The organism is Bradyrhizobium sp. 23 (genome assembly GCF_023073295.1).
GTDB lineage: Bacteria > Pseudomonadota > Alphaproteobacteria > Rhizobiales > Xanthobacteraceae > Bradyrhizobium > Bradyrhizobium canariense_D.
In genome coordinates this window covers 137,901-152,409 of sequence record NZ_JADPJF010000070.1, presented here as the reverse complement: position 1 = coordinate 152,409, position 14,509 = coordinate 137,901, and the positions used below count along the sequence as shown (strand labels likewise).

The window sequence follows — 14,509 nt, the reverse complement described above, 5'->3', positions numbered from 1 at the left end:
CCGAGCCGATGACCATCCCGCAATTCCGCGATCGGCTCGAAACATATCGCGACGTCACGCCAAAAATCCTGCGGCAGCATCTCGCCGAGTTTTTGGGCCGCGTCACCCCCGTCGCCGAGCAGCTCGGGGTCTCATTGACGCTGCATCCGGACGACCCGCCGCGCCCGCTGTTCGGTCTGCCGCGCGTCGCGTCCAGCGCCGATGACTATCAGGCGTTGTTCGATGCGGTGCCGTCAAAGGCGAATGGTATCTGCCTGTGCACGGGGTCGCTTGGCGTGCGCGCCGAGAACAATCTTCCCGGGATGGCCGAACGCTTCGGCTCGCGCATTGCCTTTGCGCATCTGCGCGCGACCAAGCGCGAGGCGGATGGCCTGTCCTTCTACGAGTCCGATCATCTCGACGGTGACGTCGACATGGTCTCGGTGCTGAAGGCGCTGCTGAAGGAGAACGCGCGGCGTTCGCCCGGCCAGAAAATTGTGTTCCGGCCCGACCACGGCCATCGCATGCTCGACGATCTCGCGGCCACCAAGCGCACCAATCCGGGCTACACCGCGATTGGCCGCCTCCGCGGCCTGGCCGAGCTCCGCGGCGCGATCCGCGCGATCGAGCATCGATAGAGGCCAAAACTTTATCCATACCGTCATTGCGAGCGTAGCGAACCAAACCAGAATTCCTCCGCGGAAGGACTCTGGATTGGTTCGCGACGCTCGCAATGACGCGGAGGGAGAGGTGCCTCGTCTCAACCTTGTCCCCTTAGGCGCAAAGGCAGAATACGTCACGGGCACGCGCACAGATTGTCAAAATTCCAGCCATATGCGAAGGTAGCGTCATTCCGATTTCGATCGACGCATTGTAGCAATAAGCCATTTAGGAGCTTGATGTGAGCATTCTGGTCGAACTTCCTCCCGATCAATATGACCGACGGGCATTTGCAAAATTCAACGAGACATCAACCGGCTTTGATCTCGACATCGCTCGCGCGATGATGTGGATGTCGCAACTCGCCTACGAGACCCATGTGCCGGACACGATCAACAGGGTCTCTCCTTTCTGGGATCTGTCCGGCGTCAAGTTGCTGAGCCAGCCGGCGCATTCGACGCTGCCGCTGACCGACACGCGCGGGATCATCGCGAGCAAGGGCGACGCAACCATTGTCGCATTCGCCGGCACCGACCCGCTTCATCTCCTGAACTGGGTCAGCGATTTCACGCTTGGCCGACCGAAGGCGCCCGTGCACCAGGGGTTCGTCGATGCGGCGGCGGCCGTGTGGGACGACGTGAAGAGCGCACTGGCGGCAGCGCTGGCGCGCAAATCACCGATCTTCATCACTGGGCACAGCCTCGGCGCCGCGATCGCGGTGGCAACGGCGGACTTGGCGCGGGAGCAGCTCCAGCTCGCGGATGCGCAGATCTATCTTTACGGTTGTCCGCGCGTGGGCCGCGACGATTTCGTCGCCCTCTACAGCGGTACGCTCGGCAGGACGACCTATCGTCTCGTGCACGGCACCGACATCGTCCCGACCGTGCCTCCGCCCGGGCTTGGCTTTCATCACGTCGGCCGTTATCTCGCCTGTGCACGCGGCGCCAAATTCAGCGCCAGCCAGCTCATGACGAATGTTGGTTCGGATGAGCCAATGGCGAATGCTGGAATTGGTGAGCAGGTCCGCAATCTCCTCAGCGGCGTATCCGAGAACACGCGGACGGATGTCGTCGGCAGGCTCACGGTGCTGCTGCCGGCAGGGATCGGCGATCACCTGCCCGATCGTTACTGTGCCGCGCTGACACCCGCCTAGACTCCGGTTTTGATGCGTTTTCTTCACGTGAACCGGTCCACTTCGCCCGAAAACGCTCTAGTAGCAAGCCGCCATCGCGCCGAGCTTCGGATAGAGCCGGTCGATCGCGGCGATCTCGCTTTTCATCTGCGCGGTGATCCAGTCGCGGATCTCGGCGGCGATCGGACGCATCGGCCGGTTGCGCGGTGGCAGGAATTCGCAGATGCGGCGTGTGGTGGTGAGCGTGTCGGAGGCCGGCACCAGCGCGCCGGTCAACAGCCAGTGCGAGGCGACCGTCAGCCAACCGAGCGCGATGCCCTGGCCGAGCAGGGCGGCCTGCATCACGACGGCATAGTCCGTGAAGCTCAGCGCCTTTGCCACACCGCGGCGCCCGGTGAGAAGCGATGCGTAATCCGCGGCCCAGTCGCCCGGCGTCTCGGCGAGCCGAATGATGGTGTTGCCTTCGGCGGGATCGGTTTCGCCGAGATAGGCAGGGCTGCACATCGGCAGCATGACCTCCTTCATCACCAGCGTGCCGCCGGATGACGGCTCCTCGCGATCGCGGAAGCGCATGCCGAGGTCGACATTCTCCACCGGTCCGCGCAGCGCGCCGGAGATCAGCTGAAAGCGCAAATCGACCTGAGGAAATTGCTTCTGCAGCTTGTCGATGCGCGGCATCAGCCAATGCGTGGTGAAGGCGGAGGAGACCGACAGTGTCACCGTCTCGGTGCCCTTGCGGCGGCGCTCGATCTCGACCAGCCCGCTTTCGATGCTGCGAAAGCCTTCGAGCACGCGGCGATACAAGAGTTCGCCGTCCTCCGTGAGCACCGCGCGTCCCGCCTTGCGATCGAACAGGCGGACGCCGAGATAGTCCTCGAACTGACCCAGCATCCGGCTCACCGCAGGCTGGGTGACGTTCAGTTCGGCGGCCGCCGCCGTGAAGCTGCCATTGCGCGCCGCTGCGTCGAAGACGAACAGGGCGTTACTTGAGGGCAGCATCCGGCGCAGCTCTGGCATAACACCATGTTATGACCCAGGTGAGAATTTGGCAATTGCCGAGTTTTGCCAAGTCTGGTGTCATTGGAGTCATAGCCAAAAGACAGGGCCTGCGAGCGAAGATGTTGGTGCGGTGCACGCTTCGACCAGGAGTGCTCAAATTCCTGTCTATAAAGCAGGCTTATGGCGCGCAGTGAAGCACGCCGGCTCAGGAGATGGCGAGGTCGATCGTTGGACAAACGAGCGGAAAGCGTCGAGATCAGATCCGCGAGCAAGGCCTATGGTGCCGTTCGCGCCCTCGACGACGTGTCCCTCAATGTCGCCGCCGGCGAGTTCGTCTCCCTGCTCGGCCCCTCCGGCTCCGGCAAGACGACGTTGCTCGGCATCCTCGGCGGCTTCATCCTGCCATCGAGCGGAACGATCTTGTTCGGCGGCCGCGACGTCACCTGGATGCCGCCGCACAAGCGCGACATCGGCGTCGTGTTCCAGAACTACGCGCTGTTCCCGCATATGAGCGTCGGCGAGAATGTTGCCTTTCCCTTGCGCGCGCGACGGCTGCCGAAGGCGGCCTGGCCGGATAAGGTGCGCGCGGCGCTTTCGATGGTCGGTCTTGCCGGCTACGAAGAGCGCGGTATCGCGCAACTCTCCGGCGGCCAGCGCCAGCGCGTGGCGCTCGCACGCGCCATGATCTTCGAGCCGCGGCTGATCCTGATGGACGAACCGCTGTCCGCGCTCGACAAGCAACTGCGCGAATCCATGCAGATCGAGCTGCGCGCGCTGCACAAGCGCATCGGCGCCACCATCATCTACGTCACCCACGATCAGCGCGAAGCGCTGACCATGAGCGACCGCGTCGCCGTGATGAAGGACGGCAGGCTGATCCAGATCGACGCGCCCGAGCGCCTGCACGATCATCCCGCGGATTCCTTCGTCGCGAGTTTCATTGGCGAGGCCACGATGCTTCCCGTGCGACGCGTCGATGCCTCCGGCGTTGCGCTCGGCAATGTGCTTCTGCGCAGCGCCCGCGCCATTCCCGACGGGGACGCGCTGATGCTCGCCGTGCACAGCGAAAAACTGCTGATCGACGATGGTGCGCCGGACACCGCCTGCAATCGGCTCACCGGCACGGTCACCGACATCGTCTATCAGGGCGAGAGTCTGCGCATCTTCCTGGCGCTCGCCGATGGCATCGTGCTCAGCCTGCGCCAGGCGAGCTATCACCAGGCCTACAGCCGCATCCCGCCGCTGGGCGGCAGCCTTACCGTGACCCTTCACCCCGAGGACACCATCGTCGTGCCCAGGGTGAGGGACTGAACCCAAGCCTTGTCCAACCGAGAGAAGAAGCCAAAAATGTCGTCAGCAGCCTCGTTCAGCAATTTCAAGGTTCTCACCTTCGACGTCGTCGGCACCTTGATCGATTTCGAGACCGGCGTGCTCTCCGCGGTGCGCCGGATCTCGGGCAAGTCGCCGGCCGAGCTCAGCGACGACAAGATCTTCGAATCCTACAAGCGCGGTCGCGACAAGCACCACGAGCGTTCGAGCGAGGTGATGTTCCATGTCTATCGCTATCTTGCCAAGGAACTCGGGCTGCAGGCCGATGACGCCTCCTGCGACGTGTTCCAGCTCGCGGTGCTGCGCTGGGGACCGTTCCCAGACTCGGTCGAGGCTCTGAAGCGCCTGAGAACCAAATTCCGCCTGGTCGCGATGACCAATGCCGACCGCGTCGCGCTGTCCTGTTACGCGCACGCGCTCGGCAATCCCTTCGACGATACCGTTTGCGCCGACGAGACTGGCGTTGCGAAACCCGATCCGGAGTTTTTCGCCTACAACAAGGGCCGCCAGTCCGCTTTCGGCTACAAGCAGTCCGATATCCTTCACGTCGCGCAGAGCCAGTATCACGACATCGGGATTGCGCGGAAACTCGGCTACAAGGTGTGCTGGATCGAGCGCCGCCAGGGCATGGCCGGTTTCGGAGGCACACCGGCCGTGGAGACGCTGACCAAGCCGGACTTCCATTTTCCGACGTTGAAGGCGCTTGCCGATGCGGCCATCGGGCCGGCGGCGTAAGGCATGAGCGGTGGCATGACACGGGACTGGAACGCGCTGCCGTCGGCCAACTCGCTGTGGGCCGCCACGGCCGAGCCGGCGCGCGAGTTTCCGGTCGTGTCAGGCGAGCACCAGGCGGATGTGGTGATCATCGGTGCGGGCTACACGGGCCTGTCTGCTGCGCACCACATCGCCAAAAGCGGTTTGTCGCCGATCGTACTTGAGGCCAACCGCCCGGGCTGGGGCGCGAGTGGACGCAATGGCGGCGTGATCACCGCAAAGTTCCGCCTCTCGTTCCGCGAGATCGACGCCGTGCACGGCCGCGCCATGGCGCAGCGCATGTACGGGATCGCGCATGAATCCACTGATATCGTCGAGGAGCTGGTCTCCGAATTTGGCATCACCAGTGCCGCGTTGACGCGCACCGGCCAGGTCAAGGCCGCTCACAACGAGACGACCCTGAAGGCCGCGATCGACGAGGCCAACTGGATGAAGCGCGAGATGGGGGATGCGGAGGTCCGCATCCTCGACAAGGGGCAAGTGCGCGACGAGACTGGCTCCGACATCTTCGTCGGCGGCGTGCTCAATCCCGGCTCCGGCGGCATCCATCCGCTGAATTATCTGCGCGGCCTTGCCGATGGCGTGGCGCGCCGCGGCATCCCGATTTTCCAGGAGTCGCCGGTCGTAAGGCTCCGCCGCGACAACAGCGGCATCGTCGCTGAAACGCCGCAAGGCGCAGTGCGGGCAAAGCAGGCGATCATCGCCACCAACAGCTATTCCGACCTCACCGGCGCGACGACGAACATGCAGCGCACGCTGATCCCGTTCCGAAGCGCCATCATCGCGACCGACAGGCTGCCGCGCAACCTCGCGGGAAGCCTGATGCCGACCGGGCGCACCTACACCGAGACCAAGCGCATGATGCGCTGGTTCCGCATGGTCGACAATCGTGTGATTTTTGGCGGCCGCGGCGCGTTCGGCAAGCAGGATTCGGAAACCGCTTTCGACGCGCTGCGCAAGGCGATGGTCGGAATCTTTCCCGACCTTGCCGACGTCCCGCTCGCCTACAAATGGTCGGGCCTGGTCGGGATGACGTTGGACTCCGTGCCGCATATCGGCCGGCTCGACGACCGCACGCTGTTCTCGATGGGCTACAACGGCGCGGGCGTGGCGATGTCGAGCCTGATGGGCCGCTATCTCGCCGCTTTCGTGCGCGGCGAGACGCCAGAGGTCGGGCTGCTCGACGCGAGGCGATTGAAAGCCATCCCGTTCTATCCGTTGCGCGAGCCCGCCGTGCGCATGGTCGCCGGCTGGTACCAGTTTCTCGATGCGATCGGACAGTGACATTTAATTAGTGACAGAGGAGGCGAGGATGACGACGAAACGAGATTTTCGATTTGGCTACGCTTTGTTGGGCGGATCGCTCGGAATGTTCGCAACAACCGGCATCGCCGCCGCTGCCGAACAGATCACCTTCGTCTCGCAAGGCGGCGCCTACCAGCAGGCGCAGACGGTGGCGATTCTCGATCCCACCGCCAAGAAGCTCGGCATCACCGTCAACCAGGACTCCATTCCCGATGCCTGGCCCGCAATCAAAACGCAAGTCGGCAGCGGCAAGCCGATCTGGGATGTCGTCGATACTCCGACCGGCAACTGCCTGCGTGGCGGCGAGCAGGGGCTGATCGAGAAGCTCGACTTCTCGAAGATCCCGAATGGCGCCGCGATGCCGGAGTCCTATCGCAGCCCCTATTCGGTTTCCTACGAGTTCTATTCCAGCGTACTGGCTTACAGCCAGAAGACGTTTCCGAAGGACGCGCCGAACAGCTGGGCCGATTTCTGGGACGTCAAGAAATTTCCCGGGCGCCGCGCACTGCGTAACCACCCGTTCGCGACGCTCGAGGCGGCCCTGATGGCCGACGGCGTCGCGCCCGACAAGCTCTATCCGCTCGACGTCGAGCGCGCCTTCAAGAAGCTGGAAGAGATCAAGCCGCACATCACGGTGTGGTGGACCTCCGGTGCGCAGTCGGCACAGCTTCTCAATGACGGCGAGGTCGACATGGAGATGGCCTGGAACGGCCGCGTCAGCGCAGTCGCGAAGGAAGGCGCCAAGGTTGCCTTCACCTACAACCAGGGCGTTTTGCAGAGCACCTCGCTCTGCATTCTCAAGGGCGCGCCGAATCTCGAGACGGCAGTCAAATTCCTCAACGAGGCCGTCGATCCCGTGCACCAGGCCAATCTGCCGCTCAATATCGATTACGGCCCGGGCAATCCCAAGGCGTTCGATACCGGCGTGATCAAGCCGGAGCGCGCCGCGCAATTGCCAAGCGAGCCGGCCAATGCGGCCAAGCAGGCCCTGATGTCCTACGCCTGGTGGTCCTCGCCGGCGGGCGAAGCCACCGAGAAGCGTTGGGCGTCGTTCATGCAGAAGTAGGCGAAGCGAGGCCGCGTCGATGACATCCGTGCCGGATCCCTCCCAAAAGCATCAGCGTCGCGAACACGGCCTGATGCTGGCATTGGTGTCGCCGGCGCTGCTGGTGATCTTGGCTCTGATCGTGCTGCCGGTCGGCTGGCTCGCCTGGCAGTCGATCTACCATGACGGCTTCACGCTGGAGAATTATCGCCGCGTCTTCACCGAAGACATCTACTGGCGCAGCTTTGCGCTGACCTTCGAGATCAGCCTCGTGGTCACGGGAATCGCGCTGCTACTTGGCTATCCCGTGGCCTACCTCGCCAACTCGGTGCCGAAAGGATGGAGCATTCTCATCCTGTCGCTGGTCGTGCTGCCGTTCTGGACCAGTGTGCTGGTGCGCGCTTATGCCTGGCTGGCGCTGCTCCAGCGCACCGGTGTGATCAACCAGCTTTTGCGTTATCTCGAGGTGACGAGCGAACCGCTCGCGCTGGTGCACAACACCTTCGGCACGGTGGTTGCGACGGTACACATCCTCTTGCCGTTCATGGTGCTGCCGCTCTACGCCACCATGCAGAAGATCCCGTCCGACCTCATGCAGGCCGGCGCCAGCCTGGGAGCGAGCCCGTCGCTCACCTTCGTCCGCGTCTTCCTGCCGCTGTCTCTGCCGGGCGTGCTGGCAGGCTGCACCATGGTGTTCGTGCTCTGCCTCGGTTTTTACATCACGCCGGAACTGCTCGGCGGCGGCCGCACGGTGATGGTGTCGATGCTGGTGAGCCGCAATGTCGAGCTATACAACCAGTTCGGCGCGGCGAGCGCAGTCGCCGTCGTGCTGCTCTTAAGCGTGCTCGCGATCTTCTTCGTCGTCAGCCGCTTCATCTCGCTCGATCGCATATTGGGGCAGAAATGACGCGATTGTCACCCGCCCGGATCGCCCTCTATGTGATCAGCGCGCTGGTGCTGATCTACCTGATCCTGCCGGTGCTGATCATCGCGCCGATCTCCTTCTCCAGCGCGCGTTTTCTGACCTTTCCGCCACCGTCGTTCTCGCTGCGCTGGTATCAGCAGTATTTCTCCAACGCGGCCTGGATGCAGGCGACGCGGGTAACGCTGACGGTCGCGCTCCTTACCGTGCTTATCGCAACGCCGCTCGGCGTCTCCGCCGCCTATGCCATCAGCCAGTCGAAGCTGCGGATCATGCGGCTGATCCACATGATGCTGCTGTTGCCGCTGGTGGTGCCGATCATCATCACTGCGGTGGGGATCTTCTTCCTCTATGCCAAAATCGGCTTGGTCGCGACGCTGCCGGGCTTGGTGCTCGCCAATGTGATGCTGGGGCTGCCTTACGTGATCATTTCGGTGCTGGCGGGCTTGCAGAGTTTCGATCCGGCGCAGGAGATGGTCGCACGCAGCCTCGGCATGAATCGCCTGCGTAGCTTCTTCGCGGTGACCTTGCCGCAGATCAAGTCCAGCGTGGTCGCAGGCGGCATCTTCGCCTTCATCTCGGCGATGGACGAGACCATCGTCGCGCTTTTCATCTCCGGCGGCCAGTATCAGCCGCTGACCAAGCGCATGTTCACCGCCCTCCGCGACGAGATCGACCCGACCATCGCTGCCATCTCGACGCTGATGACGGCGGCCTCCTTCGTGCTGGTACTGCTGGCGAGCGCGCGGCAGAAAAAGGGCGGGTGATTTTTGTTCATCGTCCTGGCGAAAGCCAGGAGGTCCTGGCTTCGCCAGGACGACACCGAATGCTTGGCACGAACCTCGCCGTCTCACGCTTTCGCCGCCAGCCACGCCAAAATCATCTCCACGATCTGTGCCCTGCTGTTTGCCGGCACGTCGGCCTCGCTGAGGTCGCGGTCGAATAGGGCACCTTGGTTCGGCCAGGTCGTCAACGAAGGCGTCGAAGCTCGCCACCTCTCGTCCGGCAAGCGGCTGCGACATGGGCTGCAGTGCAACCAGCAGGGGCGGGCATGACGCCTGCGCAGGGTGCGAGGAGCCTTTCGATCTTGCGCGCCCTGTCGGCCTGTCCTACGCCAGCTCCGAGCAAAATTTCGCGAAGCTGCGAAACGCATCGCCAAAGCCTTGAGGGAGCCGTCATGACCATTCGCAACGCCCGCACCGGGGGCCAGATCCTGATCGATCAGCTCGTCGCCCAGGGCGTCGAGCGCGTCACCTGCGTGCCGGGCGAGAGCTATCTGGCGGCGCTGGACGCGCTGCACGACAGCCCGATCGACGTCATGATCTGCCGCGCCGAAGGCGGTGCGGCGATGATGGCGGAAGCCTATGGCAAGCTCACCGGGCGTCCCGGCATCTGCTTCGTCACCCGCGGCCCCGGCGCCACCAATGCGAGCCACGGCGTCCACATCGCGATGCAGGATTCCACGCCAATGATCCTGTTCGTCGGTCAGGTCGACACCGGCATGCGCGAGCGCGAGGCGTTTCAGGAACTCGACTACAAGGCGGTGTTCGGCACCATGGCGAAATGGGCGGTCGAGATCGATCGTCCCGACCGGATTCCGGAGTTGGTCGCGCGCGCTTTCCGCGTCGCCATGCAGGGCCGTCCCGGTCCCGTGGTGATCTCGCTGCCCGAGAACATGCTGACCGAGACCGCAGCCGTTGCGGACGCCATGCGCATCGAGCCGGCGGTGAGCTGGCCGGCGCCTGCCGATATCGAGCGCGTCGGCGCCATGCTTGCGAGCGCCAAGGCGCCGCTCGTCATTCTTGGCGGCTCGCGCTGGACGGATGAAGCGACCCGGAGCATCGCGCGCTTTGCCGAGCGGTTCGACCTGCCGGTCGCGACCTCCTTCCGCCGGGCCTCGCTGATCGACGCCGATCACTCGCATTATGCCGGCGATCTCGGCATCGGGCCGAGCCCGGGCCTGAAGGCGCGCCTCGACCACGCCGACGTCATTTTGCTGATCGGCGGCCGCATGTCGGAAATGCCGTCCTCATCCTACACGCTGCTCGACATTCCGACCCCGCGGCAGAAGCTGATCCACGTTCATCCCGGCTCGGAAGAGCTCGGCCGCATCTATCAGCCTGAGCTCGCGATCCAGGCCACGCCCGCCGCCTTCGCGGCCGCGGTCGAGACGCTGAAGCCGGCAGGCGCCGTTGCCTGGAAGGGCGAGGCCGCCAAGGCGCATGCCGACTATCTTGCCTGGACCGAAAAGGCGCGCGAGCTGCCGGGCACGTTCCAGTACGGCCAGGTCATGACCTGGCTGCGCGATCGCCTGCCCAAGGACGCGATCGTCTGCAACGGCGCCGGCAACTACGCCGGCTGGATCCATCGCCATCATCGCTTCCACAGCTTTGCCGCCCAGCTCGCGCCGACCTCGGGCTCGATGGGATATGGCGTGCCGGCGGCGGTGCTCGCGAAACGGCAATATCCGGATCGCACCGTTATCGCGTTCGCCGGCGACGGCTGCTTCCTGATGAACGGGCAGGAATTCGCGACTGCCGTGCAATACGATGCGCCGCTCGTCGTCATCATCGTCGACAATGCGCAATACGGCACCATCCGCATGCACCAGGAGCGCGACTATCCGGGACGCGTGGTCGGCACCCAGCTCAAGAACCCGGATTTTGCGATGTACGCAAAAGCGTTCGGCGGCCATGGCGAGCGCGTCGAGCGCACCGAAGAGTTCGCGCCGGCGTTCGAGCGTGCGCTCGCCTCGGGCAAGCCGTCGATCCTCCACTGCATCATCGATCCGCGCGCGATGTCGGTCGGCAAGGACTTCGCCCCTGCGGTGAAGGCTTAAGCGATGTCGGAGGGCCGCCACGTCGCCATCATCGGTGCCGGCGCGGTCGGCGTGATCAGCGCCATCGAGGCGCTGCGCGAGGGATATCGCGTCACGCTGATCGACGCCGGCGAGCCCGGTGGCGAACAGGCGGCGAGCTACGGCAATGCCGGCTGGCTCTCTTCGCATTCGGTAATCCCGCCGGCCGAGCCCGGTGTCTGGAAGAAGGTGCCGGGTTATCTGATGGATCCGCTGGGACCCCTCGCGATCCGCTGGTCTTATCTGCCGAAGGCGCTGCCCTGGTTGATCAAATATCTGCTCTCGGGCTGGACCGAAGCGCGGGTCGAGACGACGGCCTTTGCGCTGCGCGATCTCCTGAAGGACGCGCCGCTATTGCACAGGAAGCTCGCGGAGGAGGCGGGCGTCCCTGAATTGATCGAGCGTAACGGCGTGATGCATGTCTTTCCGTCGCGCGGCAATTTCGACGATGATCTCGGCTGGCGCGTGCGTAGGCGCGTCGGTGTCGAATGGCTGGAGCTTTCGGCCGACGAGATGCGTCAGCGCGAGCCTGATTTGCATCCGCGCTACACTTTCGGTGTGGTGGTGGAGGAAGCCGGTCGCTGCCGCGACCCGGGTGCCTATGTCGCCGCGCTCGCGCAGCATGCGCTGGCAAGCGGCGCCAAGCTCGTGCGGGCCAAGGCAATTGGGCTGAGGCTATCCGGCAACAAGCTCGTGGCTGTCCTGACCGAGACCGGCGAGATTGCGTGCGATGCCGCGGTGATTGCCGCCGGTGCGCATTCAAAGCGGCTCTCGGCGTCCATCGGCGATCCGCTGCCGCTTGAGACCGAGCGCGGCTATCACGTCATGATCGAGAATCCGGAATCGGGGCCGCGCAGCTCGATGATGGCCTCGGATGCGAAGATGGTGGTGAACTGGACCGACAAGGGTTTGCGCGCCGCCGGCACGGTCGAGATCGCCGGCCTCGAGGCCGCACCGAACTGGAAGCGCGCCGAGATTTTGCGCGACAACCTCTTCAGCATGTTCCCGAAACTGCCGACGGACATTCCGGCTTCGCGCATCAAGACCTGGTTCGGCCATCGGCCGAGCATGCCGGACGGCCGGCCCTGCATCGGTTACGCGCGGGCCTCGCGCGACGTTGTCTATGCCTTCGGCCACGGCCATATCGGCCTGGTCGGCTCGGCTCGCACTGGTCGTCTCGTCGCCCAGCTTCTAAGCGGCAAGCCGCCGGAAATTCCGCTTGCACCGTTTTCGCCCGATCGTTTTCTCTGAGATCGCATCATGACCGCTCCAGCCAATTCGTCCCCCCGAATCGCCCGCGGCGGCAAGGCCATCTATGGAGCGCCGCTCGGCATCCTGATGCTGGAGGCGCGCTTCCCCCGCATTCCCGGCGACATGGGCAACGGCACCACCTGGCCTTTCCCTGTGCTCTATCGCGTGGTGAGCGGTGCCTCGCCGGAGAAGGTGGTGCTGAAGGGCGCCGCCGGTCTGCTGCCTGATTTCATCGATGCGGCGAAGGATCTGGTGCGGCTCGGGGCCGAAGCCATCACCACCAACTGCGGCTTCCTCTCGCTGTTCCAGAAAGAGATCGCAGCTGCGGTCGGCGTTCCCGTCGCGACCTCGTCACTGATGCAGGTGCCGTGGGTGCAGGCGACCTTGCCGCCGGGCAAGCGCGTCGGCCTCGTCACGGTCTCCGGTGCGTCCTTGACGCCGGCTCATCTCGCAGGCGCCGGCGTGCCGCTCGATACGCCGCTGGTCGGCACCGAGCATGGCAAGGAATTCTTCCGCGTCCTGATCAAAGCCGAGAAGGACGACATGGACATCGCGCAGGCCGAACGTGACGTGGTCGAGGCCGGCAAGGAGCTGATCGCCAGGAACCCGGATGTCGGCGCGATCGTGCTGGAATGCACCAACATGCCGCCTTATGCAGCGGCGCTTCAGGCCGAGGTCGGATTGCCCGTCTACGATATCTATTCCATGATCACCTGGTTTCATGCCGGGCTGCGGCCGCGCCAGTTTGGCTAGAGGTCGAGAAGTTGTCTATGACTCCTCTTCCTTCTCCCCGTGCGGGAGAAGGTGGCGCGAAGCGCCGGATGAGGATATCTCTCCGCGCAATATGGATGCGGATGAGTTCGCGGAGAGATACCCCTCACCCAAATGAGTTTGTATCTGTCAGCGGTGATGTCCTCTCCCGCAAGGGGAGAGGGCGCAGCCATGCGCATCGTGCGCTGTCCCACCGGCAGCGGAAGAGGCAGCTATACAATCCCTCGATACCTGATCGCGCCAGACGGTCAGAGCTTTGGCGCCTGAACATCGCTAGAGTGCCTCTCGAAATCCACGGAGACCAGCGGTGCACAGCCTTCAATCCAATCCCGACACGCGCGCAGACGATTGGCCGTCCGAGCTCTACCGCATCCTGAAAGCCGCCGACGTGCGGCAGATGTTCTACGTTCCCGATGCCGGTCACAGCCAGCTCATCCGCCTGTTCTCCGCCGACCGCGACGTCACCACCAACGTGCTGACGACGGAAGAGGAGGGCGTCGCCATCGCCGCAGGCGCCTGGCTCGGCGGCCAGCGTAGCGTGCTCTTGATGCAGTCGAGCGGGGTCGGCAATTGCATCAACATGCTGTCGCTGTCGGCGATCGGACGATTTCCACTGCTGATGCTGGTGACGATGCGCGGCGAATGGGCCGAGTTCAATCCCTGGCAGGTGCCGATGAGCCGTGCGACGCAGCCCTCGCTGGAAGCGATTGGTTTGAAGGTGATGCGCGCGGAGACGGCGGAGGATCTGGTCGAGACCGTGGAATCGGCCGCAGCGCTCGCCTACGATTCCGATCAGCAGATCGCGGTGCTGATCGGGCAACGCCTGATCGGCAAGAAGAAGTGGTGATGCCAATGCAAGCTCAGCTCGACCGCCGCGCCGCCGTCGCCGCGCTCCTGAAGAATCGCAAGGACACGCTGGTCGTGTCCGGCCTCGGCTCGCCGACCTATGATCTTCATTCGGTCGGCGACCATGACGGCAATTTCTATCTCTGGGGCGCCATGGGCGGCGCCGCGCTGATCGGGCTTGGCCTCGCGCAAGCCCAGCCGGGAAAGCGCGTCCTCGCTTTGACCGGGGATGGCGAGCAATTGATGGGCCTCGGCGGCATCGCCACCATCGGCGTCGCGCGCCCGCGCAATCTCGACATCGTCGTGATCGACAACCAGCATTTTGGCGAGACCGGTATGCAGGCCAGCCACACCGGGCGCGGCGTCGATCTCACTGCGATCGCTGTGGCCTGCGGCTTTGCCGCGACCGGGACCGTGCGGACGCTCGAGGAGGTGGAACGTCTGGCGACGCAGCTCGACGAGCCGGCCGATGGCCCGCGCCTTTTTGTCATCAAGGTTCTGGCCGAAAATCCGCCGCGCTCGCTACCCTCGCGCGATGCCGTCTTTATCAAGAACCGGTTCCGTGCTCATCTTAGCTTCGCGTCGGTCTGAGCCGGGTTTCTCGCCCGGCGACAGTCTGCTGTCGAAGCAGCTACTCTG

General features: G+C 64.2%; 14 protein-coding genes. 13 read left to right on the top strand and 1 reads right to left on the bottom strand.

Annotated elements, in window-relative coordinates:
* A partial coding sequence (gene uxuA, locus IVB32_RS18530) for a mannonate dehydratase (protein ID WP_247410891.1) occupies positions 1 to 617 on the top strand: 617 nt, incomplete at its 5' end.
* 263 nt (positions 618 to 880) lie between these two features.
* Positions 881 to 1,792: a lipase family protein gene (locus IVB32_RS18525; protein ID WP_247370125.1), complete on the top strand. Its 912-nt coding sequence runs from the start codon at positions 881 to 883 to the stop codon at positions 1,790 to 1,792.
* A gap of 57 nt (positions 1,793 to 1,849) precedes the next feature.
* Here IVB32_RS18525 and IVB32_RS18520 read toward each other — a convergent pair whose 3' ends face one another.
* Positions 1,850 to 2,788 (bottom strand): LysR family transcriptional regulator, encoded by a 939-nt coding sequence (locus tag IVB32_RS18520; protein WP_085351937.1) that lies wholly within the window; start codon positions 2,786 to 2,788, stop codon positions 1,850 to 1,852.
* A 210-nt stretch (positions 2,789 to 2,998) separates the two neighbouring features.
* On the opposite strand from IVB32_RS18520, the gene IVB32_RS18515 reads away from it, so the two are divergent.
* The 11 genes from IVB32_RS18515 to IVB32_RS18465 all read left to right on the top strand — a co-directional run bounded on the left by IVB32_RS18515 (position 2,999) and on the right by IVB32_RS18465 (position 14,461).
* Positions 2,999 to 4,081, top strand: a complete 1,083-nt coding sequence (locus tag IVB32_RS18515) for an ABC transporter ATP-binding protein (RefSeq protein ID WP_018454006.1) — start codon at positions 2,999 to 3,001, stop codon at positions 4,079 to 4,081.
* 36 nt (positions 4,082 to 4,117) lie between these two features.
* Positions 4,118 to 4,834 carry an HAD family hydrolase gene (locus IVB32_RS18510; protein ID WP_018454007.1) on the top strand — a complete coding sequence of 239 codons (717 nt, stop codon included), beginning with the start codon at positions 4,118 to 4,120 and terminating at the stop codon, positions 4,832 to 4,834.
* 15 nt (positions 4,835 to 4,849) lie between these two features.
* On the top strand, positions 4,850 to 6,157 hold the full coding sequence (locus IVB32_RS18505) for an FAD-binding oxidoreductase (RefSeq protein ID WP_085385419.1): 1,308 nt from the start codon (positions 4,850 to 4,852) through the stop codon (positions 6,155 to 6,157).
* A 28-nt stretch (positions 6,158 to 6,185) separates the two neighbouring features.
* Positions 6,186 to 7,244 (top strand): ABC transporter substrate-binding protein, encoded by a 1,059-nt coding sequence (locus IVB32_RS18500; RefSeq protein WP_085361522.1) that lies wholly within the window; start codon positions 6,186 to 6,188, stop codon positions 7,242 to 7,244.
* Positions 7,245 to 7,263: 19 nt separating this feature from the next.
* Positions 7,264 to 8,130 carry an ABC transporter permease gene (locus IVB32_RS18495; RefSeq protein WP_026232651.1) on the top strand — a complete coding sequence of 289 codons (867 nt, stop codon included), beginning with the start codon at positions 7,264 to 7,266 and terminating at the stop codon, positions 8,128 to 8,130.
* Positions 8,127 to 8,912 (top strand): ABC transporter permease, encoded by a 786-nt coding sequence (locus tag IVB32_RS18490; RefSeq protein ID WP_085361521.1) that lies wholly within the window; start codon positions 8,127 to 8,129, stop codon positions 8,910 to 8,912. Before IVB32_RS18495 ends, IVB32_RS18490 begins: the two co-directional genes overlap by 4 nt.
* A gap of 410 nt (positions 8,913 to 9,322) precedes the next feature.
* Positions 9,323 to 10,984, top strand: a complete 1,662-nt coding sequence (locus IVB32_RS18485; RefSeq protein ID WP_247370128.1) for a thiamine pyrophosphate-binding protein — start codon at positions 9,323 to 9,325, stop codon at positions 10,982 to 10,984.
* A 3-nt stretch (positions 10,985 to 10,987) separates the two neighbouring features.
* The gene (locus tag IVB32_RS18480) at positions 10,988 to 12,253 is read left to right on the top strand and encodes an FAD-binding oxidoreductase (RefSeq protein ID WP_204512148.1); all 1,266 of its coding nucleotides are present in this window, start codon (positions 10,988 to 10,990) and stop codon (positions 12,251 to 12,253) included.
* Positions 12,254 to 12,262: 9 nt separating this feature from the next.
* Complete coding sequence (locus IVB32_RS18475; protein ID WP_247370131.1) at positions 12,263 to 13,006, top strand: aspartate/glutamate racemase family protein; 744 nt, start codon at positions 12,263 to 12,265, stop codon at positions 13,004 to 13,006.
* 325 nt (positions 13,007 to 13,331) lie between these two features.
* Entirely contained in the window at positions 13,332 to 13,871 is a 540-nt protein-coding gene (locus IVB32_RS18470) for a thiamine pyrophosphate-binding protein (RefSeq protein WP_085351930.1), read from the top strand.
* Complete coding sequence (locus IVB32_RS18465; RefSeq protein WP_143273367.1) at positions 13,871 to 14,461, top strand: thiamine pyrophosphate-dependent enzyme; 591 nt, start codon at positions 13,871 to 13,873, stop codon at positions 14,459 to 14,461. Before IVB32_RS18470 ends, IVB32_RS18465 begins: the two co-directional genes overlap by 1 nt.
* Positions 14,462 to 14,509: the final 48 nt, after the last annotated feature.